Origin of the sequence: Mycobacterium sp. 852002-30065_SCH5024008, from assembly GCF_001665645.1 — a bacterium.
Taxonomy (GTDB): domain Bacteria; phylum Actinomycetota; class Actinomycetes; order Mycobacteriales; family Mycobacteriaceae; genus Mycobacterium; species Mycobacterium paraffinicum.
Map to the genome: position 1 here is coordinate 117,107 of NZ_LZSZ01000004.1, position 26,900 is coordinate 144,006.

At 70.1% G+C, this 26,900-nt stretch carries 26 protein-coding genes; 7 read left to right on the plus strand and 19 right to left on the minus strand.

All coding sequences use genetic code 11. The features are described from left to right. Positions 1–35: 35 nt before the first annotated feature. The 3 genes from truB to A5781_RS00675 are packed head-to-tail and all read right to left on the minus strand — an operon-like array spanning position 36 to position 2,583. On the minus strand, positions 36–935 hold the full coding sequence (gene truB / locus A5781_RS00665) for a tRNA pseudouridine(55) synthase TruB (RefSeq protein ID WP_067199520.1): 900 nt from the start codon (positions 933–935) through the stop codon (positions 36–38). Beyond that, the gene (locus A5781_RS00670; protein ID WP_067199535.1) at positions 932–1,609 is read right to left on the minus strand and encodes a 4'-phosphopantetheinyl transferase; all 678 of its coding nucleotides are present in this window, start codon (positions 1,607–1,609) and stop codon (positions 932–934) included. The genes truB and A5781_RS00670 overlap by 4 nt, the downstream gene beginning before the upstream one ends. Further along, positions 1,606–2,583, minus strand: a complete 978-nt coding sequence (locus A5781_RS00675) for a metallophosphoesterase (RefSeq protein WP_067199539.1) — start codon at positions 2,581–2,583, stop codon at positions 1,606–1,608. Before A5781_RS00675 ends, A5781_RS00670 begins: the two co-directional genes overlap by 4 nt. 148 nt (positions 2,584–2,731) lie before the next feature. On the opposite strand from A5781_RS00675, the gene A5781_RS00680 reads away from it, so the two are divergent. Then, entirely contained in the window at positions 2,732–3,316 is a 585-nt protein-coding gene (locus tag A5781_RS00680) for a DUF3558 domain-containing protein (RefSeq protein ID WP_067199544.1), read from the plus strand. A gap of 28 nt (positions 3,317–3,344) precedes the next feature. Beyond that, the gene (locus A5781_RS00685) at positions 3,345–5,063 is read left to right on the plus strand and encodes a CocE/NonD family hydrolase (RefSeq protein ID WP_067199549.1); all 1,719 of its coding nucleotides are present in this window, start codon (positions 3,345–3,347) and stop codon (positions 5,061–5,063) included. Here the strand turns inward: A5781_RS00685 and A5781_RS00690 are convergent. Beyond that, a complete protein-coding gene (locus tag A5781_RS00690) occupies positions 5,022–5,582 on the minus strand; it encodes a DUF1802 family protein (RefSeq protein ID WP_067199553.1) in 561 nt (186 codons plus the stop codon). The genes A5781_RS00685 and A5781_RS00690 overlap by 42 nt on opposite strands. Next, positions 5,579–5,848 carry a DUF2277 domain-containing protein gene (locus A5781_RS00695; protein ID WP_067199556.1) on the minus strand — a complete coding sequence of 90 codons (270 nt, stop codon included), beginning with the start codon at positions 5,846–5,848 and terminating at the stop codon, positions 5,579–5,581. The genes A5781_RS00690 and A5781_RS00695 overlap by 4 nt, the downstream gene beginning before the upstream one ends. A gap of 43 nt (positions 5,849–5,891) precedes the next feature. On the opposite strand from A5781_RS00695, the gene A5781_RS00700 reads away from it, so the two are divergent. Next, positions 5,892–6,641: an enoyl-CoA hydratase gene (locus A5781_RS00700; RefSeq protein ID WP_067199559.1), complete on the plus strand. Its 750-nt coding sequence runs from the start codon at positions 5,892–5,894 to the stop codon at positions 6,639–6,641. Positions 6,642–6,964: 323 nt separating this feature from the next. Next, the gene (locus tag A5781_RS00710; protein WP_067199566.1) at positions 6,965–7,549 is read left to right on the plus strand and encodes a hypothetical protein; all 585 of its coding nucleotides are present in this window, start codon (positions 6,965–6,967) and stop codon (positions 7,547–7,549) included. A 52-nt stretch (positions 7,550–7,601) separates the two neighbouring features. Here the strand turns inward: A5781_RS00710 and A5781_RS00715 are convergent, their stop codons facing one another. From A5781_RS00715 to rimP, 6 genes are all read right to left on the minus strand, one after another. Then, entirely contained in the window at positions 7,602–8,612 is a 1,011-nt protein-coding gene (locus A5781_RS00715; RefSeq protein ID WP_156624270.1) for a bifunctional oligoribonuclease/PAP phosphatase NrnA, read from the minus strand. Continuing rightward, entirely contained in the window at positions 8,587–9,054 is a 468-nt protein-coding gene (gene rbfA / locus A5781_RS00720; RefSeq protein WP_067199571.1) for a 30S ribosome-binding factor RbfA, read from the minus strand. Before rbfA ends, A5781_RS00715 begins: the two co-directional genes overlap by 26 nt. Then, positions 9,054–11,816, minus strand: a complete 2,763-nt coding sequence (gene infB, locus A5781_RS00725) for a translation initiation factor IF-2 (RefSeq protein WP_067199575.1) — start codon at positions 11,814–11,816, stop codon at positions 9,054–9,056. Before infB ends, rbfA begins: the two co-directional genes overlap by 1 nt. A 64-nt stretch (positions 11,817–11,880) precedes the next feature. After that, positions 11,881–12,243: a YlxR family protein gene (locus A5781_RS00730; RefSeq protein WP_197503638.1), complete on the minus strand. Its 363-nt coding sequence runs from the start codon at positions 12,241–12,243 to the stop codon at positions 11,881–11,883. A gap of 62 nt (positions 12,244–12,305) precedes the next feature. Continuing rightward, positions 12,306–13,361 carry a transcription termination factor NusA gene (nusA, locus tag A5781_RS00735; RefSeq protein WP_067199578.1) on the minus strand — a complete coding sequence of 352 codons (1,056 nt, stop codon included), beginning with the start codon at positions 13,359–13,361 and terminating at the stop codon, positions 12,306–12,308. 49 nt (positions 13,362–13,410) lie between these two features. After that, the gene (gene rimP, locus A5781_RS00740) at positions 13,411–13,938 is read right to left on the minus strand and encodes a ribosome maturation factor RimP (protein WP_067199581.1); all 528 of its coding nucleotides are present in this window, start codon (positions 13,936–13,938) and stop codon (positions 13,411–13,413) included. 203 nt (positions 13,939–14,141) lie between these two features. On the opposite strand from rimP, the gene A5781_RS00745 reads away from it, so the two are divergent. After that, on the plus strand, positions 14,142–14,678 hold the full coding sequence (locus A5781_RS00745; protein ID WP_067199676.1) for a hypothetical protein: 537 nt from the start codon (positions 14,142–14,144) through the stop codon (positions 14,676–14,678). Next, on the plus strand, positions 14,675–15,121 hold the full coding sequence (locus A5781_RS00750; RefSeq protein WP_066946437.1) for a ferritin-like domain-containing protein: 447 nt from the start codon (positions 14,675–14,677) through the stop codon (positions 15,119–15,121). Before A5781_RS00745 ends, A5781_RS00750 begins: the two co-directional genes overlap by 4 nt. Before the next feature lie 20 nt (positions 15,122–15,141). Here A5781_RS00750 and A5781_RS00755 read toward each other — a convergent pair whose 3' ends face one another. The 8 genes from A5781_RS00755 to mqo form a co-directional block, all read right to left on the minus strand. Next, positions 15,142–16,890 (minus strand): proline--tRNA ligase, encoded by a 1,749-nt coding sequence (locus tag A5781_RS00755; protein WP_067199585.1) that lies wholly within the window; start codon positions 16,888–16,890, stop codon positions 15,142–15,144. 144 nt (positions 16,891–17,034) lie between these two features. Further along, positions 17,035–18,627: an MFS transporter gene (locus tag A5781_RS00760; protein WP_067199588.1), complete on the minus strand. Its 1,593-nt coding sequence runs from the start codon at positions 18,625–18,627 to the stop codon at positions 17,035–17,037. Between the two features lie 33 nt (positions 18,628–18,660). After that, positions 18,661–19,866, minus strand: coding sequence for a uroporphyrinogen-III C-methyltransferase (gene cobA / locus A5781_RS00765; protein ID WP_067199592.1), 1,206 nt, complete (start codon positions 19,864–19,866; stop codon positions 18,661–18,663). Positions 19,867–19,875: 9 nt separating this feature from the next. Next, positions 19,876–21,261 (minus strand): cobyrinate a,c-diamide synthase, encoded by a 1,386-nt coding sequence (locus A5781_RS00770; protein WP_067199595.1) that lies wholly within the window; start codon positions 21,259–21,261, stop codon positions 19,876–19,878. Beyond that, on the minus strand, positions 21,258–21,872 hold the full coding sequence (gene cobO / locus A5781_RS00775) for a cob(I)yrinic acid a,c-diamide adenosyltransferase (RefSeq protein WP_067199598.1): 615 nt from the start codon (positions 21,870–21,872) through the stop codon (positions 21,258–21,260). The genes A5781_RS00770 and cobO overlap by 4 nt, the downstream gene beginning before the upstream one ends. A gap of 15 nt (positions 21,873–21,887) precedes the next feature. After that, positions 21,888–23,750 (minus strand): magnesium chelatase subunit D family protein, encoded by a 1,863-nt coding sequence (locus A5781_RS00780; protein WP_067199602.1) that lies wholly within the window; start codon positions 23,748–23,750, stop codon positions 21,888–21,890. Then, positions 23,747–24,271, minus strand: coding sequence for a GNAT family N-acetyltransferase (locus A5781_RS00785; protein ID WP_067199603.1), 525 nt, complete (start codon positions 24,269–24,271; stop codon positions 23,747–23,749). Before A5781_RS00785 ends, A5781_RS00780 begins: the two co-directional genes overlap by 4 nt. Further along, complete coding sequence (mqo, locus tag A5781_RS00790; RefSeq protein ID WP_082939161.1) at positions 24,268–25,770, minus strand: malate dehydrogenase (quinone); 1,503 nt, start codon at positions 25,768–25,770, stop codon at positions 24,268–24,270. Before mqo ends, A5781_RS00785 begins: the two co-directional genes overlap by 4 nt. Positions 25,771–25,880: 110 nt before the next feature. On the opposite strand from mqo, the gene A5781_RS00795 reads away from it, so the two are divergent. Then, entirely contained in the window at positions 25,881–26,897 is a 1,017-nt protein-coding gene (locus tag A5781_RS00795; RefSeq protein WP_067199605.1) for an alpha/beta hydrolase, read from the plus strand. Positions 26,898–26,900: the final 3 nt, after the last annotated feature.

A 26,900-nucleotide genomic window follows, 5' to 3' on the forward strand; every position in this document is an offset into this window, starting at 1 on the left:
CCCGCCGGCCCCTCGATGGGGACCCTCGAAGCCCGCTACAGCGTCGCCGGGCGGATGACAACCACCGACTTGGTGCGTGCGCCCTCGTCGCGCAGCAGTGCGATCACCCGGCCGTCGGCGTCGCAGGCGGCGTAAACACCGTCGATGCCGGCAGGCGCGAGCGCTCGCCCGTTGGCCGCCGAATCGGCCTCCCCGGCGGTCAGGTCGCGGCGCGGGAAGATCAGCAGGCACGCCTCATCCAGGGTCAACGACAGGCCGGGCCGCTCGGCCAGGTCGTCGAGTTGGCGGGCCTGCTGCAGGGTGAAGCGGCCGACCCGGGTGCGCCGCAGCGCCGTCAGGTGCCCGCCCACGCCGAGCGCGGCGCCGACGTCGCGGGCCAGCGCGCGAACGTAGGTTCCCGACGAGCAGTCGACCTCCACATCAACATCGATGACGCCGTCGACGTCGGATCCGGGCCGAACATCGAGCACCTCGAACCGGTCGATGCGTACCGGCCGGGCCTCGAGTTCGACGGTCTGGCCCTCGCGAACCAGCCGATAGGCGCGCCGCCCGTCCACCTTGATCGCGCTGACCGCCGACGGCACCTGCTGGATGTCCCCGCGCAGGCCGGCGACCGCGGCCGCGATCGCCTCGCGCGTCAGGTGCGCGGCCGAGACGCTGTGCAGCACTTTCCCTTCGGCGTCCTCGGTGGAGGTGGTCTGCCCCAGCCGGATGGTGGCGGTGTACGACTTGGCCGCCGCCGTCAACAGGCCGAGGATCTTGGTGGCGCGGTCGACGCCGATCACCAGCACGCCGGTGGCCATCGGATCCAGCGTCCCGGCGTGCCCCACCCGGCGGGTGGCGAAGATACGGCGGCAGCGTCCCACCACGTCGTGGCTGGTCATCCCGGCCGGCTTGTCGACGACGACCAATCCCGGACCAGGCCCCGCACTCATAGCACGATGGCGGTCAGCACCAGTCCCCGCTCGACCGACCACCGGCCCCTCAGCGCGGTCAGCGGTGGGCCGTCGAGGGTCTGCCCGTCGATCAGGATCTTGGACACGAACACCCCGGTGGTCTCCCCGTCCGGCGGGTCGAGGTCGAACACGATGTGGGCGTCCTCGAAACCGAGCCAGCGCTTGGTCAACGGGAACCAGGCCTTATACGTTGCTTCCTTGGCGCAGAACAGGATTCGGTCCCAATGCAGGCCGGCGGGCAACGTCGTCATCTCGTGTCGCTCCTCGGGCAGGCTGATCGCGTTCAGCACGCCGTCCGGCAGCACGTCGTGCGGCTCGGCGTCGATGCCCACCGAGCGCACCGCTTCGGTGCGGCCCACGACCGCGCCGCGATAGCCGGTGCAGTGGGTGAGACTGCCCACCACGCCGTCCGGCCAGCACGGTTCGCCCTTCTCGCCCTTGAGGATCGGCACAGGCGGCAGCCCGAGCTCGCCCAGCGCGACCCGGGCGCAGTGCCGGACGGTGACGAACTCGTTGCGCCGCTTGGCAACCGACTTGGCGATCAGCGGCTCCTCTTCGGGCAGGGGAACGAGGTCGGGCGGGTCGGAGTACAGCTCTGAATAGGCGAGCTCGCCCATGTCGGGCAGTACCGAGGAAACCAGCTTGTCCGTCATCGTGATTGCCGCTGCCGCAACCGTTCCCGGAACTGCGCGGCCTGCTGCCGCATCTCGGGAGTGATCTCGAAGTGGCCGCCGAAGTCGTTGAGGTAGCCCGGCGCGTATTGCGGGTCGGGCAGCACCTGGCGCAGCCAGCTGTGCGGCTTGCGGCGCCGCCACTCCCGCGGATATCCCACCGACACTTCCTCGAAGCGCACGTCGTCGTACCAGGTGGTGCGCGGAATGTGCAGGTGACCGTAGACCGAACAGAGCGCGTTGTAGCGGGTGTGCCAGTCGGCGGTCTTGGTGGTCCCACACCACAGCGAGAACTCCGGGTAGAACAGCGCATCGCAGGGCTCGCGGACCAGCGGGAAATGGTTCACTAGGACAGTCGGCGTCATCCAGTCGAGTTGCTCGAGGCGGGTCCGCGTGGTGGCGAGCCGCTCCTGGCACCACGCCTCCCGGGTGGGGTACGGCTCCGGCGACAGCAGGAATTCGTCGGTGGCGACCACGTTGCGCTCCCGCGCGATGGTCAGGCCCTCGGCTTTGCTCGCCGCCCCCTCGGGCAAGAAGCTGTAGTCGTAGAGCAGGAACATCGGCACGATCGTGGCCGGGCCGCCGCGCTCGGTCCACACCGGGAAGGGATGCTCGGGCGTGACGATGCCCAACTCGTCGCACATGTGGACCAGGTACTCGTAGCGGGCCCGCCCGAAGACCTGCACAGGGTCCCGCGTCGTGGTCCACAACTCGTGGTTGCCGGGCACCCAGATCACCTTGGCGAAGCGCCGGCGCAGCAGGTCGAGGGCCCAGCGGATCTCGTCGGTGCGTTCGGCGACGTCACCCGCGACGATCAGCCAATCGTCCGGCGAGGACGGGTGCAGCGATTCGGTGACCGGCTTGTTGCCGAGGTGGCCGGTGTGCAGGTCGGACACGGCCCACAGCGTGGGTTGCCCCCCATTGGTCGATTCCTGCCCCGCATTTTGACCAGCCACGATTAACCAGCCTAATGACCCGCGGTGCGGGGCCGGTTGGGGCCGCGCCTTGCTCGCCGGCATTGGAACGTGTTCTTGTTTATCGGTGACCGTGCGGGAGGCGACTTGTACACTCCCGGCAAGGGCCAGGGAGCCGTCAGGGGGTGTCGTGTTCGCCAAGGTGCGTCTGATCGGGGCGATCGGTGCCGTGGTCGCAGCGGCCATCGCCGGAACGGCCGGGTGGCAGGGCGCCGCTCCGGGGCCTACCGGGGGCGGGCGCGTCGAGCTGCGCTCGACGGCGGCACCGATGGAAACCACGATGAAGAGCCCGATCGTGGCGACCACCGATCCGCGCCCGTTCGACGCGTGCGAGGACATCCCGTTCGACGTCATCCAGCGGCTGGGGCTGGCGTTCACGCCGCCCGAGCACGAAGACGGCCTGCGCTGCCACTTCGACGCGGGCAACTACCAGGTGGCCGTCGAGCCCATCATCTGGCGCACCTACGAGGAGTCGCTGCCTCCCGACGCCGTCGAGACCACCATCGCCGGCCACCGCGCCGCGCAGTACTGGGTGCTCAAGCCGACGTATCACAACAGCTACTGGTATTACTCCTGCATGGTCGCGTTCAAGACCAGTTACGGCGTGCTGCAGCAGGCGCTCTACTACTCGACCGTTTACTCCAATCCCGAGGTCGACTGCATGTCGACCGACCTGCAGCGGGCCAACGACCTCGCGCCTTACTACAAGTTCTAAAGTCCACGCGGGCCTTAACCTGGGCACCGTGAGTATCACCTCGACGCGACCCGCCCAGCCCACGCTGCACGCCCTGCGACACCTCGGCGGCAAGGCTGTGGGCCGGCTGCTTGGCCTGCCGCCGGCGACCACCGAGTACACCGTCGAACGCGTCCGGGTGCCCATGCGTGATGGGGTCGACCTGGTGGCCGATCACTACACGCCGAACACCGACTCCCCCGCCGGCACCCTGCTGGCGAGGGGGCCCTACGGGCGCTCCTTCCCGTTCTCCCTGGTGTTCGGCGCGCTGTACGCGGCCCGCGGCTACCACGTCGTGCTGCAGAGCGTCCGCGGCACGTTCGGGTCGGGCGGGGATTTCGAACCGATGGCCAACGAGGCCGCCGACGGTGCCGACACGGTGGCCTGGCTGCGCGAGCAGCCCTGGTTCACCGGCCGGTTCGCCACCATCGGGCTGTCCTACCTCGGGTTCACCCAGTGGGCGCTGATGACCGATCCCCCGCCGGAGCTGGCCGCGGCGGTCGTCATCGTGGGGCCGCACGATTTCAACGCCTCGGTGTGGGGCACCGGCTCGTTCGCGATCAACGACTTTCTGGGCTGGAGCCACATGGTCGCCCACCAGGAGGACCCGGTGCGCGCCCGGTCGGCGCTGCGCCAGCTGCAGAACCGCAGCCGGGTGACACAGGCGGCCCTCGGGCTGCCGGTGGGCGACACGGCCCGGGCGCTGCTCGGTGCGGGCGCGCCGTGGTTCGAGTCGTGGGTCGAGCACACCGACCCGAACGATCCGTTCTGGGACGCCCTGCGCTGCGGCGACGCGCTGGACCGAGTCGACGTGCCCGTGCTGCTGATCGGCGGTTGGCAGGACATCTTCGTCAGGCAGACGCTGCAGCAGTACGAGCATCTGCGCGGCCGGGGCGTCGACGTCGCGCTGACGATGGGCCCCTGGACGCACACCCAGCTGCTCACCACCGGGTTGAGCACCTGCACCCGGGAGTCGCTGGACTGGCTGGGCGCCCACCTCGGTGGCGGCCCCGCCCCGCGCCGGCCCGGCCGGGTCCACGCGTATGTCACCGGCCAGGGTTGGCGCAACCTCACCGACTGGCCGCCCGCCACCACCGAGCGCGCGCTGTATCTGCGGCCCGGCGGCCACCTCGGTGAAACCGCGCCGACGGACCTGGCGCGGCTGGCGCCGGCGTCTTTCCGCTACGACCCCGCCGACCCGACACCCACCACGGGCGGCCCGTTGCTGTCGCCGAACGGCGGTTACCGCGACGACAGCCGGCTCGCGTCGCGCGACGACGTCCTGGCCTTCACCAGCCTCACCCTCACCCACGACCTGTGCGTCTACGGGACCCCGGTCGTCGAGCTAACGCACGGCGCCGACACTCCCCACGTCGATCTCTTCGTCCGGGTGAGCGAGGTCGACGCCAAAGGCCGGTCGAAGAACGTCAGCGACGGCTACCGGCGGTTGCGGACCGCCAAGAAGTCGTCGAAGGGGACCGTCCGCGTCGAACTCGACGGCATCGCCCACCGCTTCCGCGCCGGCTCCCGCATCCGCCTGCTGATCGCCGGCAGCTGGTTTCCCCGCTACGCGCGCAACCTGGGCACCGACGAGCCGATTCTGACGGGCCGACAGTCCGAGCCGGCCACCCACACCGTGCGCTACGGACGCTCCCGGCTGTTGCTGCCCGTCGGCCCGCTCGACCTGTCAGCCAACGGCGCGGCGGACGCGGGCGGCGACCTCGGCTAGCGATGCCTCGTCATGCACCGGCGGGGCGAGCGGCGCCCGCATGGGCAGCTCCACCCAGCTTTTGCAGCCGCCGTAGTCGGGCGTCCGGGTGATCTCCACCGGCTCGGCCAGCGGGTGCACCGACACCACCAGCACGGCGAGCTTGTGCTTGGGGCGGAAGTCGAGCCGGTCGGCGCGGACCGACTCGGGGGTCCAGATGTGCAGGTCCTCGATTTCCGCTAGGCGGTCGGGTTGGTTAACCGCCACGGCGGCAACGACTTTCGCTGCCGCCCGGATCACCAGGCGGTCCTCGGTGCTGTCGGCGGCGGCCGCCTCGAGCAGGTCGCGATGCTCGGGCCGCACGCGCTCCGCATGGCTGTGCGCGACCGTCGGGAACAGCAGGAACTCGGAAGCGGCCAGCTCGAACCGCTTCTCCCCGATGCCGCCCTTGCGCAGCAGCACCCGCTGGCGACCGTCCAGCAGGGCGTGCACGGCGGCGCTCCACTCCTTGAGGGCGGGCATGGTCGCGGTGAGCGTCATTGCGCCCCGGCCAGCCGGGCGACCACCTCGGGCCTTCGCAACGGCGGGACGGACTTGGGCGGCTGACGCCGCGGGGGCAGCGCCGCCAACAACCGCGTCGTCGTCTCGGTGACCTCGGCAACCGCCGCCTCGAAGGCGTCTGCGTTCGAGGCCGAGGGTCGGGTGATCCCGCTGACCTTGCGCACATACTGGCGGGCCGCCGCCGCGATCTCCTCGGCGGTGGCCGACGGTTGCAGCCCGCGCAACTCGGTGATGTTCCGGCACATGCCTCAACGATAGGCGCGGCCGGCGACCCTTTACGGTGATCTCATGAGCGACGACATCCTGCTGATCGAAACCGACGAGCGGGTGCGCACCCTGACCCTCAACCGGCCGCAGTCCCGCAACGCGCTGTCTTCGGCGCTGCGGGATCGGTTCTTCGGGGCGCTGGCCGACGCGGAAACCGACGGCGCCGTCGACGTCGTCATCGTCACCGGCGCCGACCCGGTGTTCTGCGCGGGCCTGGATCTCAAGGAGTTGGGCGGTTCCTCGGCGCTGCCGGACATCTCCCCGCGGTGGCCACCGCTGAGCAAGCCGGTCATCGGTGCGATCAACGGCGCCGCGGTGACCGGCGGGCTGGAGCTGGCCCTGTACTGCGACATCCTGATCGCTTCGGAGAACGCCCGTTTCGCCGACACCCACGCCCGCGTCGGCCTGCTGCCCACCTGGGGACTGAGCGTGCGGCTGCCGCAGAAGGTCGGAATCGGCCTGGCCCGCCGGATGAGTATGACCGGGGACTACCTGTCGGCCACCGACGCGCTGCGCGCCGGGCTGGTGACCGAGGTGGTGCCGCACGACCGGCTGTTGCCCGCCGCCCGCGCAGTGGCGGCGTCGATCGTCGGCAATAACCAGGACGCGGTGCGCGCGCTGCTGGCGTCCTATCACCGGATCGACGACTCGCAGACCAGCGCGGGGCTGTGGCTGGAAGCGATGGCGGCCCGCCAGTTCCGGACCAGCGGCGACGACATCGCCGCGAACCGCGAGGCGGTGCTGCAGCGGGGACGGGCGCAGGTCCGCTAGCCGCGGCGGCCTTGTCGATGATCCAATTTCCGCCGGCCGCGCCGTGGCGACGACCGACCGCGGAAATCGTCGCGACCGTGCTGCTCTTCGTCGCGGAGCCGGCGGTCAGCGCCGTTTTCATCGCACCTTCGCCGGGACCGTCGTCATCGGGGGCGGGATTGCGCTGGCGCTGCTGGTGTCATGCATCGGGGCGCTGGTCGCAGGCACGCGCCGTCGAGCCGGAATGTGGAAATGGCCGGCGTTGCCCCTGGTCATCGGCGTTGTGTCACTTCTCATCGCCGCTGGCTTGTGGGTGAACTGAGGGCAACCAATACGATCAGCTGATGCGTTTGGTCGTCGACGTCATCGGGAGGCTGCTCGCGTGCGCCGTTGCGCTCGCCGCGGCGGTAACGATCGCGGGTCCCGCGCCGCGCGCTACCGCGCAGCCGCCGGCGGGATTTCCCAACCTGGACGGTTTCACGCCCGTCCCGGCGGACGGCTACGTCACCAGCAGCGGCCCGAGCACTCCGCCGCGGATCAGTTTTTCTACCCCGTACACCCTGGCCTGCGACTTCTATGGCGGACCGGCGCCCGCGCCGCAGCCGTCACAGGACATCAAGTGCAAGGGCGACATGCCCGGCATCGACGACGTTCCGGTTCTCGGCGGGCGCCCGCACCCGGGCGATTGCCTGGTGGGTTCCGTCGAGTTCAAGGGACCGGGCTACCAGTTGAGCCGCATGTCCTACGGCGGATGCGACGGCAACCCGGCCGCCCTGCCGCAGGGCGGCAAGTTGTTGGGCGCGGGTCAGAAGCTGACCTACCTGAACGTCACGTGCGCCGTCGGAGCCGACAACCTCGTCGCCTGCCTGGACACCACCAGCGGAGACCACGGGTTCGTGCTGCAGCGGGCGGGCAGCTGGGCGTTCTAGCCCGCCCGGCGACGCAGCAGCTCGCGCAGCGAGGTGCGGAGAAGTCGGGCAATCAGCCCAGGGCCGCACGCAGCGACGCGACCGCGTCGTCGATCGGCCCGCTCGTCGAATAGCCGGCGGCCAGCCGGTGGCCGCCCCCGCCGAACGCGGACGCGACCGCCGCCAGGTCCACGTCGGCCTTGGCGCGCATCGACACCGACCACTGCTGCGGGTCGACCTCCTTGAACACCGCGGCCACCTCGGCCTGCTGCGTGGTGCGCACGATGTCGACGATGCTTTCGACTTCCTCGGGGCGCGAAGTGACCCAATCCTGGTGTCCGACAATGGCATACACCAGCCCACGACCACCGGCCGCCTCGGGCAGCAGGTGCGCCGAGCCCAGCACGCGTGACAGCAGCGGCAGCCAGGTGAAGGGATGGCTGTCCATCAGCGTTCGGCTGACGGCGGCGTTGTCGACGCCGGTCTCCACCAACCGGGCCGCCAGTCGAAGCGCACGGGGGGTGGCCCAGCGGAACGACCCGGTGTCGGTCGTCAGCCCGGCGTAAATGCAGTGCGCGACGTCCGGTTCGATCGGCTTGTCCCACGCGTCGAGGATGTCGGCAATCATCATCGTGGTCGAATCCGCCGACACGTCAACGAAGTTCGCGGTCCCGAACAGCTCGTTGGAGGCGTGGTGGTCGATCACCAGCGACTCGCGGCCGGGACCGGTTAGATCACTCAACGCGCCCAGCCGCTTCACGCTCGGAACATCCACGGTGACAACCAGATCCACGTCCCGCCGCATCTCGTCCGCACCGACCAGCAGGTGACAACCGGGCAACGACGACAGCGACTCCGGCAGCGTCGCCGGCTCGGCGAAACCGACCTCGACGCTTTTGCCGCACTTGTCCAGCACCAAAGCCAGCGCCAGGCCCGCGCCGATCGTGTCGGCGTCGGGATGGACATGGGCGACCACCGCGATAGTCGCGGCGCCCGAAAGCAATTCGACCGCGCCGCGGGCGTCAACGCGGCCCCCGGCTCCCGCGGCGCGGGCCAGCTCAGTCTTCGCGTCGGTCGTCGTCACCGGTGTCCTCATCACTAGACCCCCGGTAGGGATCGGCCTCCCCCGCCGGCTTGGCCCCGGAACGAACCCGCGCCAGATCGGCGTCCGCGGCGCGGGCACGCGCCAGCAACTCGTCCATCCGCTGCACGGTGTCCAACGTGGTGTCGCGGGTGAAGGTCAGCGTGGGCGTGAATCGCACGCCGGTGCCCGCCCCCACCAGAGTGCGCAGCGCGCCTTTGGCCCGTTCCAGTGCGGCCGCCGCGGCGGCGTAGTCCGGCTCGTCGTCCAGGGTGCGGCCCATCACGGTGTAGAACACCGTCGCATCGTGCAGGTCGGCGGTGACCTTCGTGTCGACGATGGTCACCCCGTCCAGGCCGGGATCCTTGATCTCGAACTCGATCGCCGAGGCGACGATCGTGTTGATGCGTTTGGCCAATCGGCGCGCCCGGGCCGGGTCGGCCATCAGGCGCGCTCCTTCTCGACGAGCTCGTAGGACTCGATGATGTCGCCTTCCTTGATGTCGGAGTAGCCCAGCGTCATACCGCACTCGAAGCCCTCGCGGACCTCGGTCACGTCGTCCTTCTCCCGTCGCAGCGAGTTGATCGTGAGGTTCTCGGTGACCACGACGTTGTCCCGCAACAGGCGGGCCTTCGCGTTGCGCCGCACCACCCCGGAGCTGATCATGCAGCCGGCGATGATGCCCACCTTCGAGGACCGGAAGATCGCGCGGATCTCGGCGCGACCCAGCTCCTTCTCCTCGTAGATCGGCTTGAGCATGCCGCGCAGGGCCTTCTCGATGTCGTCGATCGCCTGGTAGATGACCGAGTAGTACCGGATCTCGACGCCCTCGCGGTTGGCCAGCTCCGTCGCCTTGCCTTCGGCGCGCACGTTGAAGCCGATGATCACCGCGTCCGACGCCGACGCCAGGTTGACGTTGGTTTCGGTGATGCCGCCGACGCCGCGGTCGATAACGCGCAGTTCCACCTCGTCGTCGACCTGGATGCCCATCAGGGCCTCCTCGAGCGCCTCGACCGTACCGGCGTTGTCGCCCTTGAGGATCAGGTTCAGCTGGCTGGTTTCCTTCAGCGCCGAGTCCAGGTCCTCCAGGCTGATCCGCTTGCGCGACCGCGCCGCCAGCGCGTTGCGCTTACGGGCGCTGCGCCGGTCGGCGATCTGGCGGGCGATGCGGTCCTCGTCGACGACAAGGAAGTTGTCACCGGCGCCGGGCACCGACGTGAAGCCGATGACCTGCACCGGACGCGACGGCAGCGCCTCCTCGACGTCGTCACCGTGCTCGTCGACCATGCGGCGGACGCGACCGTAGGCGTCGCCGGCCACCACCGAGTCGCCGACGCGCAGCGTCCCGCGCTGCACCAGCACCGTGGCGACCGGGCCGCGGCCGCGGTCCAGGTGCGCCTCGATCGCCACACCCTGGGCCTCCATGTCGGGGTTGGCCCGCAGGTCCAGGGCGGCGTCGGCGGTCAACAGCACCGCCTCTTCGAGCGCCTTGATATTGGTGCCTTCCTTGGCGGAGATGTCGACGAACATGGTGTCGCCGCCGAAATCCTCTGCAACCAAGCCGTATTCGGTGAGCTGGCCGCGGATCTTCGCCGGGTCGGCGCCCTCCTTGTCGATCTTGTTGACCGCCACCACGATCGGTACGTCGGCCGCCTGCGCGTGGTTGATGGCCTCCACCGTCTGCGGCATCACGCCGTCGTCGGCGGCGACCACCAGGATCGCGATGTCGGTGGCCTTCGCGCCGCGGGCACGCATGGCGGTGAACGCCTCGTGACCCGGGGTGTCGATGAAGGTGATCGGCCGCTCGGTGCCGTCGAAGTCGACGGACACCTGGTACGCGCCGATGTGCTGGGTGATGCCCCCGGCCTCGGCCTCGCGCACGCTGGCGTTCCGGATGGTGTCCAGCAGCCGGGTTTTACCGTGGTCGACGTGACCCATCACGGTCACCACCGGCGGCCGGGTCTGCAGGTCTTCCTCGGTGCCCTCGTCCTCGCCATAGGTCAGGTCGAAGGATTCCAGCAGCTCGCGGTCCTCGTCCTCCGGACTGACCACCTGGACGACGTAGTTCATCTCGCTGCCCAGCAGCTCGAGCGTCTCGTCACCGACGGACTGGGTGGCGGTCACCATCTCGCCGAGGTTGAACAGCGCCTGCACCAGCGAGGCCGGGTTGGCGTTGATCTTGTCGGCGAAGTCGCTCAGCGACGCGCCGCGGGCCAGCCGGATGGTCTCGCCGTTGCCGTGCGGCAACCGCACGCCGCCGACGACCGGCGCCTGCATGTTCTCGTACTCGGCGCGTTTCGCCCGCTTGGACTTGCGACCACGCCTGGGCGCACCGCCGGGACGGCCGAACGCACCGGCGGCGCCGCCGCGCTGACCGGGACGACCGCCGCCGCCACCGCCACCGGGACGGCCGCGGAAACCTCCCGCACCGCCACCCCCGGGCGGGGCGCCGACTCCGCCGCCACCGCCGCGGTAGTTGCCGCCGCCGCCGTCACGGCCGCCGGGACCGCCGGGACGGCCACCGCCGGGTCGCGGGGCGCCGGGCCGGGCCGGGCGGCCCTGACCTGCGGCACCGCCGGGACGGGGCGGCATGTTGCCGGGCGAGGCGCCGGGGCGCGCGCCCCCGGGCCGGGGCGCCCCGGGGCGGGGCACCGGGCGCGGGATCGGCCGGTCGACGGGCTGCGCGGAAGAGAACGGGTTGTTGCCGACGCGCGGGGTGCGGACGCCGGGCTTCGGCGCCGGACCCGGGCGCGGACCCGGCGTCATGCCGGGGTGGGGGCCGGGCTGTCCGGCTGGCTGCCCGGGGGCGGGCGGCGTCGGCTGTCCGGGTGAGGGGCGGCCGGGCACCGCGCCGGGGTGCGCCGGCGCTTCCGCGGGCGCGGCCGGGGCCGCTTGGGCGGCGGCGGTCGTCGTCCCGCCTGCGGCTTCGCCGTTGGCCTCGCCATTGCCGATGGCCTTATCGAGTGCCTGGTCAAGCGATTTGTCCGGACCCTTGGCCGGAGCCTTGGCGGCCGCCTTGGCCGCCGTCTTCTGGGGAGCCGGCTTGCCGCCCCCGAAGGATTCGCGCAGTCGACGAGCGACCGGCGCTTCCACCGTTGACGATGCGGATTTTACGAATTCGCCCTGTTCATTCAGCCGGGCGAGAACTTCCTTGCTGGTAACACCGAGTTCCTTGGCCAACTCGTGTACGCGGGCCTTACCTGCCACTACATCTCCTGTCTAAGAGGCGACAGTCGTGGGGCCGCGCCTCGGGTTTAGCTATGACGCATGGTCATCGGGACTTCACGGTGTGCTCATGTTCTTTGCTACCTGTTCTGTTGCCGTGCTGGTCGAGCGATTCCACGTGCTCGACCAGCGCGGATGTGTCCGGTGGACGGTCGATGCGCAGCGCTCTGGTGAGAGCCCGCCGCCGAATCGCCTGTTGCACGCACTGCGGTACGGGATGCAGCCATGCACCCCGCCCCGGCCGGTTGGCCCTCGTGTCAACGATCACGGCATATTCGCCGTTCCCGTCCGACACAGCCACCACGCGAAGCAGTTCGACGGCCAGCTCTCGCTTTCGGCACCCGACACACGTCCGGACAGGTCCGTCCACACGTCTGTGCGCCCGGGCCGAAGGCTCACGCTGGATCACGGCTCAGTCTAGCGTCACTTATCCGATGGTCAGAACCGCCCAAGGGTGCGCGCGGGGATCCGCTAGCGGTCGTGCGCCATCCCGTGGGTGGCCCCGTGTTCGGGATGGCTCTCCGAATGCGACTCCGATCCCCCCGGCGTATCGCCGCGGATGTCGATGCGCCACCCGGTGAGGCGCGCGGCCAACCGCGCGTTCTGGCCCTCCTTGCCGATGGCCAGGGAAAGCTGGAAGTCGGGCACCACCACGCGCGCGGCGCGGGCGTTCGGGTCGATGATCGACACGGAGACCACCTTGGCCGGCGACAGCGCGTTCGCCACAAAACGAGACGGGTCCTCGTCGTAGTCGATGATGTCGATCTTCTCCCCGGAAAGCTCGCTCATCACGTTGCGGACCCGCTGGCCCATCGGGCCGATGCAGGCCCCTTTCGCGTTCAGCCCGGGAACGTTGGACTTCACCGCGATCTTGGAGCGGTGGCCGGCCTCCCGGGCCACCGCCACGATTTCCACCGACCCGTCGGCGATCTCGGGGACTTCCAGGGAGAACAGCTTGCGGACCAGGTTGGGATGCGTTCGGGACAGCGTGATCAGCGGCTCCCGGGACCCGCGGGTCACGCCGATGACGTAGCAGCGCACCCGGTTGCCGTGTTCGTAGCTTTCGCCGGGCACCTGTTCCGCCGCCGGGATCACGCCTTCAGAGGCCTTGGTCTCGCTGCCCATCCGGACGACGACCAGGCCGCGGGCGTTGGCGCGGTTGTCCCGCTGAATCACGCCCGCGACGATCTCGCCCTCGCGGGTGGAGAACTCACCGTAGGTGCGCTCGTTCTCCGCGTCCCGAAACCGCTGCAGCATTACCTGACGGGCGGTGGTGGCGGCAATGCGGCCGAAACCCTCGGGGGTGTCGTCCCATTCGCTGATGACGTTGCCGTCCTCGTCGGTCTCGCGGGCGACGACCTTGACGGCGCCGGTCTTGCGGTCGATCTCGATGCGCGCGTCGTTCTGGTGGCCCTCGGTGTGCCGGTAGGCGGTGAGCAGCGCCGACTTGATCGTCTCGAGTAGCTCGTTGACCGAGATGCCGCGATCCACCTCGATGGCGTGCAGCGCGCCCATGTCGATGTTCATCAGCGCCGCTCCTCTTCATCGCTAAGCTCTGCATCGTCGCCGGCGCGGTTCATGCTCCGGCCTCCGTCCCGTCGGCCTGGCCCGCCAGGTCCAACTCCGCTTGGGCTGGGGGCGAAAACTCCACCTGGACAACGGCTTTGGCGATATCAGCGAGCGGCAATTCGCGCACCCGGTAGTCCCGTCCTGCGCGGACCACCAGCGCGACGGTGTCGCCGTGCGTCTCGCCGACGCGACCGGTCAGTCGCGCACCGTCCGCGAGAAAGACGTCGACCTTGCGGCCGCGGGCGCGACGGAAATGCTTCGCACTGGTCAGCGGGCGGTCCACGCCCGGGGAACTCACCTCGAGCACATAGCGGTCCGCGACGTCGTCGAGGCCGTCCAGCAAAGTCGACGCCGAGCGCGACAGCGTCGCGATGGTGTCCAGGTCGAGGGCTTTGTCACCGTCGGCGACGACCATGATCCGCGGCGGGCGCGTCCGGGCGTCGATGACCACGTCTTCGATCTCGTATCCAGCGCGCGCGAACTCGTCACCGAGTAGCTCGATCACCTGCGTCTGCGATGGTAGCCCGGTGGTCACGGCGAGCTCCTCATCTTGAGTTGTTCGGTCAGCTGGAGGGCGTCGCCGCCCCGTTGCCCTGCGGGCGGCTCCAGTGTCCTGGCGGAACGCGAAGGCTGCCGTTCCGCGAGAGCAGCTATCAACGATACGCCAGGAATCGCGTCTGACGGCCGGATCGCGTCCTGGCTTCGTACCCACCCCCGCACCGATGGCAGGATGTGTTTGTGTCTAGCGCATTTCCGGTCGTCAACCGGCGGGGCGTGCTCGCCGGCGGCGCGGCTCTGGCTGCGCTCGGGGTGGTGACCTCCGCCTGCGGCGAGTCCCAGCCCAAGCCCCCGTCCGTCGAAGAGCTGCTGGGGCCGCTGGACCAGGCTCGCAAGGACAGCGCGCTGGCCGGTGCCGCCGCGGCGGCCGTCGGCAATCCACCGCAGATCGCCGCCGCGCTGGCCGTGGTCGCGAGTCAGCGTGCCGCGCACGCCCGCGCCCTGTCCACGGAGATCTCGCGGGCCGCCGGCAAGATCACCGCCTCCTCGACCAGCGAGACGACGGGCCCCAGCCCGAGCCCCGCCGAACCGGCGGGGCCGCCGCCGCCTCCGCCGCCGGTGTCCGACGTGATCAACGCCTTGCGTGCCTCGGCGGACAGCGCCAGCCGATTGGTGGCGGGCGAATCCGGCTACCGCGCGGGGTTGCTCGCCTCGATCATCGCGTCCTGCACCGCGTCGTACACGGTCGCCCTGGTGCCCGGGGGCCCGTCGATATGAGCTCCGGCAAGGACGCGGACAACGCGGCGCTGTGCGACGCGCTGGCCATCGAACACTCGACGATCTACGGCTATGGCATGGTCTCGGCGTTGTCGCCGCCCAGCGTCAACGGCCTGGTGGTGGAAGCCCTGTCCCAGCACCGCCAGCGCCGCGACGACGTGATCGCGATGCTGACCGCCCGCAAGGTCAACGCGCCGGTCGCCGCCCCCGGCTACCAGTTGCCGATCCTGGTGGGCAGCGCGGCGGATGCGGCGCGGCTGGCGGCGCGGATGGAAAACGATGGCGCGTCGGCCTGGCGCGTGGTGATCGAGCACGCCGAGACGGCCGACGACCGCGCGTTCGCCGCCACGGCACTGACGCAAAGCGCGGTGATGGCCGCTCGGTGGAACCGGGTGCTGGGCGCCTGGCCCATCACGACGAGCTTTCCCGGCGGAAACGACTAGCGGCGCAAGGGTTTTCAGCGCTACCCGGTCAGGGCGGCCGCGACGTCGGTGGCCAGCGACGGACCGGTGGCCAGCTCGCGCGTCTGTCCGCTGAAGCGGTCGCGCAGTTCCACCACGCCGTTGCCCCAGCCGCGCCCGACCACCAGGATCCATGGCACGCCCAGCAACTCGGCGTCCTTGAACTTGACCCCCGGTGATGCTTGACGGTCGTCGAGCAGCACCTCGACGCCCAACCGGTCCAGGTCGGCGGCCAGCGCGGTGGCCCCGGCGCGGGCGTCCGCGTCTTTGTTGGCGATCACCAGGTGGACGTTGAACGGCGCGACCGAAGACGGCCAGCGCAGGCCCAGCTCGTCGTGGTGCTGCTCGGCGATCACCGCCACCATCCGCGACACGCCGAGGCCGTAGGACCCCATGGTCAGCCGCACCGGCTTGCCGTCCTCACCGAGCACGTCGGCGGCGAAGGCGTCGGTGTATTTGCGGCCGAGCTGGAAGATGTGCGCGACCTCGATGCCCCGGGCCGACACCAGCGGGCCGGCGCCGTCGGGAGACGGATCGCCGTCGCGCACCTCGGCGGCCTCGATGGTGCCGTCGGCGGTGAAATCCCGGCCGGCCACCAAGCCGACGACGTGCCGGCCGGGCTCGTCCGCCCCGGTGATCCAGCTGGTGCCATCCACCACCCGTGGGTCGACGAGGTAGCGAACGCCGTTGTCCCGCAGCGCCTTCGGGCCGATATAGCCCTTCACCAGGAATGGGTATTTGGTGAAGTCGGAGTCGTCGAGCAATGCGTAGTCGGCCGGTTCCAGCGCGGCGCCCAGCCTCTTGTCGTCGACCTCGCGGTCGCCCGGCAGGCCGATGGCCAGCAGCTCCCACTCCCCGCCGGGCTGGCGCACCTTGAGCAACACGTTCTTCAGCGTGTCCGCGGCGGTGACCGTGCGGCCCAGGTCGGCCGTGTTGGCCCAGTCCACCAGGGTGGCGATGGTCGGGGTGTCACCGGTGTCGTGGACCACCGCCTGGGGCAGTCCATCCACGGGCTTGGCCTCCGGGCGGGCGGTGACGACCGCCTCGACGTTAGCCGCATACCCGGATTCCAGGCAGCGCACGAAGGTGTCTTCGCCGACCGGACTTTCGGCCAGGAATTCCTCGGACGCGCTGCCGCCCATCGCCCCCGATACCGCGGACACGATCACGTAGCGCACCTTTAGCCGGTTGAAGATGCGCTGGTAGGCCTCCCGATGCGCGTGATAGGCGGCCTTGAGTCCGGCGTCGTCGACGTCGAAGGAATAGGAGTCCTTCATCAGGAACTCGCGCACCCGCAGGATCCCCGCGCGCGGCCGCGCCTCGTCGCGGTATTTGTTCTGGATCTGGTAGAGCAACACCGGAAAGTCTTTGTAGGAGCTGTATTCACCCTTGACGGTCAGCGTGAACACCTCTTCGTGCGTCGGCCCCAGCAGGTAGTCGTTGCCGCGGCGGTCCTTGAGCCGGAACACGCCGTCGCCGTATTCGGTCCACCGGTTCGAGGTCTCGTACGGCGCGCGCGGCAGCAGGGCGGGAAACAGGATCTCCTGCCCGCCGATCGCGTTCATCTCCTCGCGGACGATGCGTTCGATCTTGCGCAGCACCCGCAGCCCCAGCGGCAGCCAGCTGTACAGCCCGGGCGCGATCGGCCGGATGTAGCCGGCCCGGATCAGAAGTTTGTGGCTGGGCACTTCGGCGTCAGCGGGATCGTCACGCAACGTGCGCAAGAACAGTTCGGACATCCGGGTGATCACAGCGGGCCAGCCTAACTTGTCAGGGATGGGCGCCCGGCAGCCGAGGACCCATGCAAGGCTCCGCGAATCTGATATCACCGGCGCTATCGAAATCGAATCCGGCGCAAAGATCTTGGAGCCGGCCGCCGTCTGCGGCCCGCGGCGTTACAACTCGCCGGCGTCGATCGCTTCCTTGACCTCTTGCGCGTGGGCCACCTGCGCCGGCGTGTAGCCGATCAACAGCGCCGCCGCGCCGACGACGACGGCCACCCCGGCCACCCACAGCAGGCCGTAGGTATAGCCCTGGTCGAGCGCGTGCAACTGGAGGTCGTTCATGATCTTCACCGGGCCGGTGGTGCCGCCCATGTACAGCGTGCGGGAGGTGATCACGGCCTGGATGACGGCCAGCACCAGCGGCCCGCCGAGGCTCTGCAGCATCAACGCGATCGCCGACACCGGGCCGATCTGATCGAAGCCGACACCGGCGATGGCCGCCAGCGTCAGCGGAACGACGCAGATGCCGATGCCGATTCCGCCGACGATGATGGGCAGCACGAGGTTGGGGGCATAGGACACGCCGCGGTGCATGAACGCCCAGCCGTAGAGCATCGCCCAGAACAGCAGAATTCCGCCGCCGATGGTCAACACCCGGGGCGAGAACCGTGACACCAATTGAGAGGAGACGCCCAGGCCGATCCCCATCGCGATGACGAACGGGATGAAGCCGACGCCGGCGCGCAGCGCGCTGTAGCCCAGGATGTCCTGCACGTACAGGCCGATGCATACGGTCAGGCTGAACATGAGTCCGCCGGCCAGGAAGATCGCGGCGAAGGTGAACAGCCGATTGCGGTCCCGGAACAGGTCGAAGGGGACGACGGGGTTTTCGGCGGTGCGCTCCACGATGATGAAGGCGAGCGCGGCGGCCATCGCGACCACGCCCGAGCCGACGGTGGTGAGCGAGACCCAGCCCTTTTCCGGTCCCATCGAGAAGGCGAAAACGGCGGCGGTACACGCCAGCGTGGCCAGCATGGCGCCGGTGGCGTCGAGCTTCATCCGCTCCCGGTTGGTCTCGCGCAGCGCGGTGCGGGCGAGGTAGATCATCACCAGCCCGATCGGCACGTTCACCAGGAAGGCCAGCCGCCACGACACCTCGGTCAGCGCGCCGCCGACGACCAGGCCCATCACCGAGCCGATGGCCGTCATCGCGGCGAACACCGCCGTCGCGAAGTTACGCGCGGGCCCCTTGGGGAAGGTGGTCGCGACCAGCGCCAGCCCAGTCGGCGAGGCGATGGCGGAACCGACCCCCTGGGACAGCCGCGCGATGACCAAGGTCACCTCGTCCCACGCGACCGCGCACAGCACCGAGGAAATGGTGAACAGCGCGACGCCGACGATGAAGGTGCGCTTGCGCCCGATGGTGTCGCCGAGCCGGCCGCCCAGCAGCATCAGCCCGCCGAAGGTGAGCACGTATGCGGTGATCACCCAGCTACGGCCGGCGTCGGACAGGCTGAGCTCGTTCTGGATCTTGGGAAGCGCGACGATGGCGACGGTGCTGTCCATGGTCGCCAGCAACTGCATCCCGCCGATGGCGATCACGGCCGCGATGAAGCGACGGGAAGGCAGCCAGGCCGGGTAGTACTTGCTGATGCGGGTGGAGGCGGTCTCCGCCGGGCGCGTGGAGCGCGCCGGGGCCGGACGATCGGGGCGCGCGGACGTGAAGTTCCGCACCGCGCGCTCACTGTCGTTGAGGGCCGTCATAAAGGGTTACCTTACAGTAATCTTAAGATCCGTTTAAAGCCCGAAAGCCGCCACCGGCCCGATCACGATGATCGCGGGAGGTCGGATGCCCTCGGCTCGGATCTTTTCCGGCGTGTCGGCGAGAGTGGCCCGCAAAGTGTGCTGAGCCGCCGTCGTTCCATGTTGAACCACCAGGACCGGCGTTTCCGCAGGTCGGCCGCCCGCTATGAGTGCGTCGGCGAAAAGCTCGATGCGTTCGACGGCCATCAGCAAAACGATGGTGCCGGAGAGCGCGGCCAGCGCATTCCAATTCACTAACGATTCGGGGTGACCGGGCGCCAGATGTCCGCTGACCACGACGAATTCGTGATTTATGGCCCGATGCGTGACCGGAACGCCGGCCAGAGCGGGCACTCCTATGGCGCTCGTCACACCCGGCACGACGGTGACCGGGATCCCGGCGTCGACGCACGCCTGCACTTCCTCGTAGCCGCGGGCGAAGACGAACGGGTCCCCGCCCTTGAGCCGGACGACGAACTTCCCGGACCGGGCGCGTTCGATCATGACGTCGTTGATCGCGTCCTGCGCCATCGCCCGCCCGTAGGGAATCTTGGCGGCGTCGATGACCTCCACGTGCGGCGGCAGCTCGGCCAAGAGTTCCGGCGGCGCCAGCCGGTCGGCGACCACCACGTCCGCGTGGGCCAGCAGGCGGCGCCCGCGCACGGTGATCAGTTCGGGGTCGCCGGGGCCGCCGCCGACGAGCGCCACCCCACCGCGCACGACGTCGGGGCTCACCGCGCTGTCCGGGGCGATGACCCCGGTCTGCAGCGCCTCCCGGATGGCCGAGCGGATGGCCGCGGACCGGCGGTGCTCGCCGCCGGCGAGCACCCCGACCGATAACCCTTCGTAGCTGAAGGACGCCGGGGTCACCGCGGTCCCTTCCACGGCGACGTCGGCGCGGACGCAGAAGAGGTGACGGCGCTCGGCCTCCGCGACGACGGCCGCGTTCACCTGCGCGTCGTTGGTGGCCGCGATCGCGTACCAGGCCCCGTCGAGGTCACCGTCGCGGTATTCGCGCAGCGACAACGTGATTCCGGTCATCGCCTCGACCGACCTGGTGGCGCTGCGAGAGATGACGTGAACGTCCGCGCCGCTGGCGATGAGCAAGGGCAGCCGGCGCTGGGCAACCGAGCCGCCGCCGACCACGACGACCTTCTTGCCGGCCAGCCGCAGCCCGGCGAGGTAGGCGTTCTCGGTCACCGGGCAAGCCTAGTGGCGACCGCGAGGGCGGCGGTAACGGCGGGCGGCGGCGTGCGCGACGAACCGCGCGACGGCTTGTGGTGCGGCAGCCGGATGGGTGTGCAGATACGAGGCGTGCACTCCGGCGTGCACGACGCCTTCGCGCACGGTATCCGCGTCGTTGCCCCGATAGGCCCAGGCGGGCTGGTAGCCGCCGCTGAATGTGATTGCGGTCCGGTGGAATTCATGCCCCACCGCCCGCTGCCCGGCGGAATAGAGCGGCGAATCGGCCACGGCGACGGCGTCGCGATAGGCCAACGTCAGATTCGGCGTGAACCGCGCGGACCCGGCCAGCACTCCGCACATCGGGTAGCCGTCGAGTTCGGTGGCCAGATAGATGAGGCCCGCGCATTCGGCGTGGATCGGCGCACCGGCGGCGGCCAGCTCGTTGATCTGCCGGCGCACGGCGTCGTTGGCCGAGAGCTCCGCGGTGAACTGTTCCGGGAAGCCGCCGGGCAGCAGCACCGCGTCCGTGCCGTCCGGCAACTCCTCAGCCAGCGGGTCGAATTCGACCACGTCGGCGCCGGCGGCCCGCAGCAGCTCGGCGTGCTCGGCGTAGCCGAAGGTGAACGCCTTACCCGCCGCCATCGCCACGGTGGCGCGCCCGCCGAGCGTCTCCCCCACCGCGGTCGCCGGGTCCCACGCCGTGCAGGTCCGGCTCGCGGCGACATCCGCCACGGCCGCCACGTCGACGTGACGGGCGACCAGGTCGGTCATCGCCTCGACCGCGAGCCGCGCCCGCCGCCCGTACTCCACCGCGGTGACCAGACCCAAATACCTTGTCGGGAGCTCTAATTCGGTGGTGCGCGGAATGGCCCCCAGCACCGCGACACCGGCCTGCTCGCAGGCCTGCCGCAGCACGTGTTCGTGCCGGGCCGAACCGACCCGGTTGAGGATCACGCCGCTGACCCGGGTCGCGGCATCGAACGTCGAAAAGCCATGCAGCAGTGCGGCGATGCTGTGGCTCTGGCCACGCGCGTCGACCACCAGAATCACGGGCGCACCCAGTAGGCCGGCCACGTGGGCGGTGGAGCCTTCCGCGGGACCGGCCGCGGCGGGCCCGATCCGCCCGTCGAAGAGCCCCATCACCCCCTCGATCACCGCGATGTCCGCACCGCCCGAGCCGTGCGCGTACAGCGAGCCGACGAGGTTCTCGCCGACCAGCACCGAGTCCAGGTTGCGGCCGGGACGCCCGGCGGCCAGGCCGTGATAACCGGGGTCGATGAAGTCCGGGCCCACCTTGAACGGTGCCACGACATGACCCGCTCGCCGCAGCGCGCCGATCAAACCCGTTGCCACGGTGGTCTTTCCGCTGCCCGACGCCGGCGCGGCGACGATGACCGCGGGGACACTCACCACTCGATGCCCTTCTGCCCCTTGCGGCCCGCGTCCATCGGGTGCTTGACCTTGGTCATCTCGGTGACCAGATCGGCGGCCTCGATCAACCGCTGCGGGGCATCGCGCCCGGTGATGACCACGTGCTGGTGGCCCGGCCGTGCCAGCAGCACGTCCACCACCTCGTCGACGTCCACCCACCCCCATTTGAGCGGGTAGGTGAACTCGTCGAGCACATAGAAGTCGTGGCGCTGCTCGGCCAGCCGGCGCGAGACCTCCGCCCACCCGTCGGCCGCGGCCGCGGCGTGATCGAGTTCGCTGCCCGCCTTGCGCGACCACGACCAGCCCGCGCCCATCTTGTGCCATTCCACGGGCCCACCGATGTTGTGCTGTTGGTGCACCTGGCCAAGTTGAGCGAAGGCGGTCTCCTCGCCCACCCTCCATTTGGCGCTCTTGACGAACTGGAAGACCGCGACGGAGAGCCCGACATTCCAGGCCCGCAACGCCATTCCGAACGCGGCAGTCGACTTCCCCTTGCCGGGGCCGGTGTGCACCGCCAGCACCGGGGTGTTGCGCCGGGCCTTGGTGCTCAGTCCGTCCTCGGGGACCTGCAGTGGGCGGCCTTGTGGCATCGGCGGTTACCTTTCTCAGGCCGCGTTGCGCACGGCGCGCGTCAGAGAGTCCGCGTGTAGCTGCTCCAGGCGCACGGCCGGCGCCCCGAGGTGGCGGGCCAGTTGCTCGGCCAAACCCAGCCGCACATAGGAGGTTTCGCAGTCCACGACCACGGCGGCCGCGCCCTCGGCCACCAACCGGGCGGCCGCGGCCCGGCTGCGGCCCAACGGGTCCGTTCCGGCGGTGGCCCGGCCGTCGGTCAGCACCACCACCAGGGAACGCCGGGCCCGGTCGCGCGCCTTCTCCCGGACGATCAGTTCACGCGCGGCGAGCAGGCCTTCGGCGAGCGGAGTCTTGCCGCCGGTGTCGAACCGGGCCAGCCGCCGGCCGGCGATGTGCGCCGACGATGTCGGCGGCAGCAGCAGCCGCGCCTCCTGCTGGCGGAACGTGATCACGGCGACCTTGTCGCGGCGTTGGTAGGCGTCGCGCAGCAGCGACAACGTCGCGCCGCTCACCGCGGCCATCCGGTCGCGCGCCGCCATCGAGCCCGAGGCGTCCACGACGAAGATGACCAGGTTGCCTTCGCGCCCCTCCCGGATCGCCCGCCGCACGTCATCCGGCCCCGGGCGCAGGGGGCCGGACCCGGCACGCTCGGCGGCCGACAGCAGGGTGGCGAACAGGTGGAGCCCATGCGCGCCGGAAGTCGTGTCGTTTCCGTCGGTGGCCGCGATCACGCTGCCGCTGGCGTTGCGGGCCCGTGATCGCCGCCCCGGCGCGCCCGTGCCGACCCCGGGCACCGTCAGCGCGCGGGCGCGGAAGGTCTTTGACGGCGGCGCGCTGGAGCGCGGCTGGTCGTTGCCCATCGAGTTCGGTGATTGCGGCAGCTTCGACGCCGACGATGAATTCGATTGCTCCCCAGTGCCTTCCAAGGACTGACCGCCGCCCGGCGGGTCGGGTTCCGGCTCGTGGTCGTCGTCGCCGGCTTGCGCCAGCGCCTCGTCGAGCTGGTCGCGGTCGATGCCGGGGTCGTCGAACGGGTCGCGGCGGCGCCGATGCGGCAACGCCAGCTCGGCGGCCACCCGGACGTCTTGCTCTTCGACGGACTTGGCCCCACGCCAGGCGGCGTGCGCGGCGGCGGTGCGGGCCACCACCAGATCGGCCCGCATCCCGTCGACGTCGAACGCCGCGCATACCGCCGCGATGCGCCGTAACTCGTTGTCCGGCAATACCACCTCGCCGACGAGCGCCCGCGCGGCGGCGATGCGCCGGACCAGTTCGGCCTCGGCGTCGACGTAACGCTCGGCGAACGCGTCCGGGTCGGCCTCGTAGGCCATGCGCTGCCGGACGACCTCCACCCGCACGTCGACGTCACGGGACGCGTGCACGTCAACGGTGAGACCGAACCGGTCCAGCAGCTGCGGACGCAGCTCGCCCTCCTCGGGATTCATGGTGCCGATCAGCACGAACCGGGCCTCGTGCGAATGCGAGATCCCGTCGCGTTCGATGTGCACCCGGCCCATCGCCGCGGCGTCGAGCAGCACGTCCACCAGATGGTCGTGCAGCAGATTGACCTCGTCGACGTACAGCACGCCGCCGTGCGCGCGCGCCAACAGTCCCGGCGAGAACGCGTGCTCGCCGTCGCGCAGCACCCGCTGCAGGTCCAACGAGCCGATCACCCGGTCTTCGGTTGCGCCGAGCGGCATTTCGACAAGGCCGGCGCCCGCGTCACCGGTCGCCTCGGACAGCAACGCCGCCAGGCCGCGCACGGCCGTCGACTTGGCCGTGCCCTTCTCGCCCCGGATGAGCGCACCGCCGATCTCCGGGCGCACCGCGCACAGCAGCAGCGCGAGGCGCAGCTGGTCGTGCCCGACGATCGCGCTGAACGGATACGGCTTCACGGGAGCTCCGTCAGGCCGGCGCCCGGCCAGCCGGTCGACGATGCCGGCGGGGTATCCCCCTGAGGAGGCGGGCGTGGGGGCTTCAGCATCGGCACGTGCGGAACGCCGTCGTCGACGAAATCTTCACCGGCGCGGACGAACCCATGCTGGGCGTACATGTCCGACAGGTAGGTCTGCGCATCGATCCGGCACGGGTAGTCGCCGACCTCGGCCAGGGCGGCGCGCAGCAATCGGGTGGTGTGGCCCTGCCCGCGCGCGCTGCGTTTGGTGCACAACCGGCCGATCCGGAACGTCTTTCGGCCGCCGGCGTGCTCCTCCATCAACCGCAGCGTGCAGATCACCTCGCCGTCGGGCGTCTCCAGCCAGAAGTGCCGCGTTTCGGCGAGCAGGTCGCGCCCGTCCAGCTCCGGGTACGGGCAGGCCTGCTCCACCACGAACACCTCCACCCGCAACTTGAGCAGCTCGTAAAGGGTCCGGGCGTCAAGGTCTTTGGCCCAGGACCGACGCAACGCTTCACTCATGACCGAACCCCCGAATCGGACTGCAACCCCAACACCTCGGTTCCCCAGGACCACACCTCGTCGTACAACGCCGGCTCGCGGGACAGCTCCACCCCTAGCGACGGCACCATCTCTTTGAGCGTGGGCAGCCAGGATTGATAGCGGCCGGCGAAGCACCGCTCCAACACCTCGAGCATGGCCGACACGGCCGTCGATGCTCCCGGCGAGGCTCCCAGCAGCCCGGCGATGCTGCCGTCGGCGGCGGCCAGCACGGTGGTGCTGAAGTCCAGCACGCCTCCCTTGCGCCGGTCCCGCCTGATCACCTGCACGCGCTGACCGGCCACGGTCAGCTCCCAGTCGGAACCCGCTGCGCTGGGGGCGAATTCGCGCAGCGCGTGGATGCGGTCCGGTTCGGACAGCCGCAGCTGGTGAATCAGGTAGTTGATCAGTGTCAGCTGGGTGAGGCCGACCCCGAGCATGGCCATTGCGTTGTCCGGCTTCACCGAGCGGGGCAGGTCGCTGAGGCGGCCGTGTTTCAAGAACTTGGGTGACCAGCCGGCGTACGGCCCGAACACCAGCCAGGATTTGCCGTTGACGAACCGGAGGTCCAGGTGCAGCGCGCCGAGCGGCGGGGCCCCCGGCGCCGGGACCCCGTACACCTTGGCCCGGTGCGCGGCGGTGAGCGCGGGGTTGTCGGTGCGCAGAAACCGGCCGCCGATGGGGAACCCGGCGAAGCCCCTGACCTCGTGAATGCCGGCCTTCTGCAGCAGCGGCAGCGCGTCGCCGCCGGCCCCGATGAAGACGAATTTGGCGTTCAGCCGGCGCTTTTCGCCGGTGCGGCGATTGCGGATCAGCAGCGTCCAGCTGCCGTCCGATTGCCGGGTCAGGTCGCGGACCTCGTGGCCGAACAACGCGGTGGCGCCGCCCTGCACGCAGTAGCCGATGAGCTGTCGGGCCAGTGCACCGAAGTCGACGTCGGTGCCGTGGGGGGCCCAGTTGAGCGCGGTCGGTTCGGAGAAGTCGCGCCTGGCGGCCATGAACGGTAGCCGGCGGGCGAACTCTTGCGGATCGTCGATGAATTCGGTGCCGGCGAACAGTGGGTTGGGAGCCAGGGCCTGCTGCCGTCGGCGCAAGAACTCGACGAGCTGCGCCCCGCGCACAAAGCTCACGTGCGGGAGCGGGTTGAGGAAGCCGGTGTCGGTCAGGATCCCGTTCTCGGCGGCGTAGGCCCAGAATTGGCGGGTCACCTGGAACTGCTCGTTGATGCGCACCGCTTTGGTGATATCGATCGAGCCGTCCGGGTTCTGCGGGGTGTAGTTGAGCTCGCACAGCGCGGAGTGCCCGGTGCCGGCGTTGTTCCACGGACTGCTGCTTTCGGCCGCGACGGCGTCCAGGCGTTCGACGATGGTCATGGACCAGTCGGGCTGCAGCCGCCGCAGCAACGCACCCAGGGTTGCGCTCATGATGCCCGCGCCCACCAGCACGACGTCCGTCCGTGCGGTTCGGGCTAGCGATGACACCTGCTCCTGGTCCTTCCGTCGACTGTGCCGGTTCCCAGGCTATCCCGAGGCAAACGCGGCACGGACGGCGTGCGCCTCCCCATCGCCAGCAAAACCTCTAAGCTGGCCTCGTGACTGGCTGGGTGCCCGATGTCCTGCCCGGTTATTGGCAGCGCACCATCCCCCTCGGGCCCGACCCGGTCGGCGAGGGCGAGATCGTCGCGACGCTGATCCGACGCGGTGAGCCCGCCGGACCCTCCGGCGCGGGTCACGCGGTGCTGGCCGTGCATGGCTACACGGACTACTTCTTCAACACGGCGCTGGCCGACCACTTCGCCGACCGCGGCTTTGCCTTCTACGCGCTGGACCTACAGAAATGCGGCCGGTCGCGCCGCGACGGCCAGACACCGCACTTCATCACCAACCTCGACGACTACGACGCCGAACTCGACCACGCTCTGGCGGCGATCCGCGAGCACCATCTACCCGCCAAGGTTTTGGTGTACGGCCATTCCTCCGGTGGGCTCATCGTGTCGTTATGGCTGGACCGGCTCCGCCGGCGCGACGCCGCAGCCCACGCCGGCATCGGCGGTCTCGTGCTCAACAGCCCGTTTTTGGACCTGCACGGCCCGGCGGTGCTGCGCCATTCGGTGACCTCGGCGCTGATCGCCGGCCTGTCCCGCGTGCGGTCCAGGGTGGTGGTCCGGGCGCCCACCGAGGGCGGCTACGGCACCACCCTGCACCGCGACTACCACGGCGAGTTCGACTACGACCTGCAGTGGAAACCGGTGGGCGGCTTCCCGATCACGCTCGGCTGGCTGCACGCCATCCGCCGCGGCCACGCCCGGCTGCACCGCGGGCTCGACGTCGGGGTGCCAAACCTCATCCTGCGCTCGGACCACACCGTGCGGGAAACCAGCGACGCGGCGTCCATGCAGTGCGGCGACGCGGTTCTCGACGTCACCCAGATTGCCAGGCGGGCCGGATGCATCGGGAATCACAGCACCATCGTGCCGATCGGCGACGCCAAACACGACGTCTTCCTCTCGCTGCCGCAGCCTCGGCGGGCGGCCTACCGCCAGCTCGACCTCTGGCTGGACCGCTACCTCCACATCGACCGCACCGAGCCCTCTTCGAGGATGGGGTGACGG

Bases quoted from the DNA above. Each gene is read 5' to 3' on its own strand.
- truB (WP_067199520.1), bottom strand. From the start codon at position 935: ATGAGTGCGGGGCCTGGTCCGGGATTGGTCGTCGTCGACAAGCCGGCC.
- A5781_RS00670 (WP_067199535.1), bottom strand. From the start codon at position 1,609: ATGACGGACAAGCTGGTTTCCTCGGTACTGCCCGACATGGGCGAGCTC.
- A5781_RS00690 (WP_067199553.1), bottom strand. From the start codon at position 5,582: ATGACGCTCACCGCGACCATGCCCGCCCTCAAGGAGTGGAGCGCCGCC.
- A5781_RS00695 (WP_067199556.1), bottom strand. From the start codon at position 5,848: ATGTGCCGGAACATCACCGAGTTGCGCGGGCTGCAACCGTCGGCCACC.
- A5781_RS00700 (WP_067199559.1), top strand. From the start codon at position 5,892: ATGAGCGACGACATCCTGCTGATCGAAACCGACGAGCGGGTGCGCACC.
- A5781_RS00710 (WP_067199566.1), top strand. From the start codon at position 6,965: ATGCGTTTGGTCGTCGACGTCATCGGGAGGCTGCTCGCGTGCGCCGTT.
- rbfA (WP_067199571.1), bottom strand. From the start codon at position 9,054: ATGGCCGACCCGGCCCGGGCGCGCCGATTGGCCAAACGCATCAACACG.
- nusA (WP_067199578.1), bottom strand. From the start codon at position 13,361: ATGAACATCGACATGGGCGCGCTGCACGCCATCGAGGTGGATCGCGGC.
- A5781_RS00750 (WP_066946437.1), top strand. From the start codon at position 14,675: ATGAGCTCCGGCAAGGACGCGGACAACGCGGCGCTGTGCGACGCGCTG.
- A5781_RS00760 (WP_067199588.1), bottom strand. From the start codon at position 18,627: ATGACGGCCCTCAACGACAGTGAGCGCGCGGTGCGGAACTTCACGTCC.
- cobO (WP_067199598.1), bottom strand. From the start codon at position 21,872: ATGCCACAAGGCCGCCCACTGCAGGTCCCCGAGGACGGACTGAGCACC.
- A5781_RS00785 (WP_067199603.1), bottom strand. From the start codon at position 24,271: ATGAGTGAAGCGTTGCGTCGGTCCTGGGCCAAAGACCTTGACGCCCGG.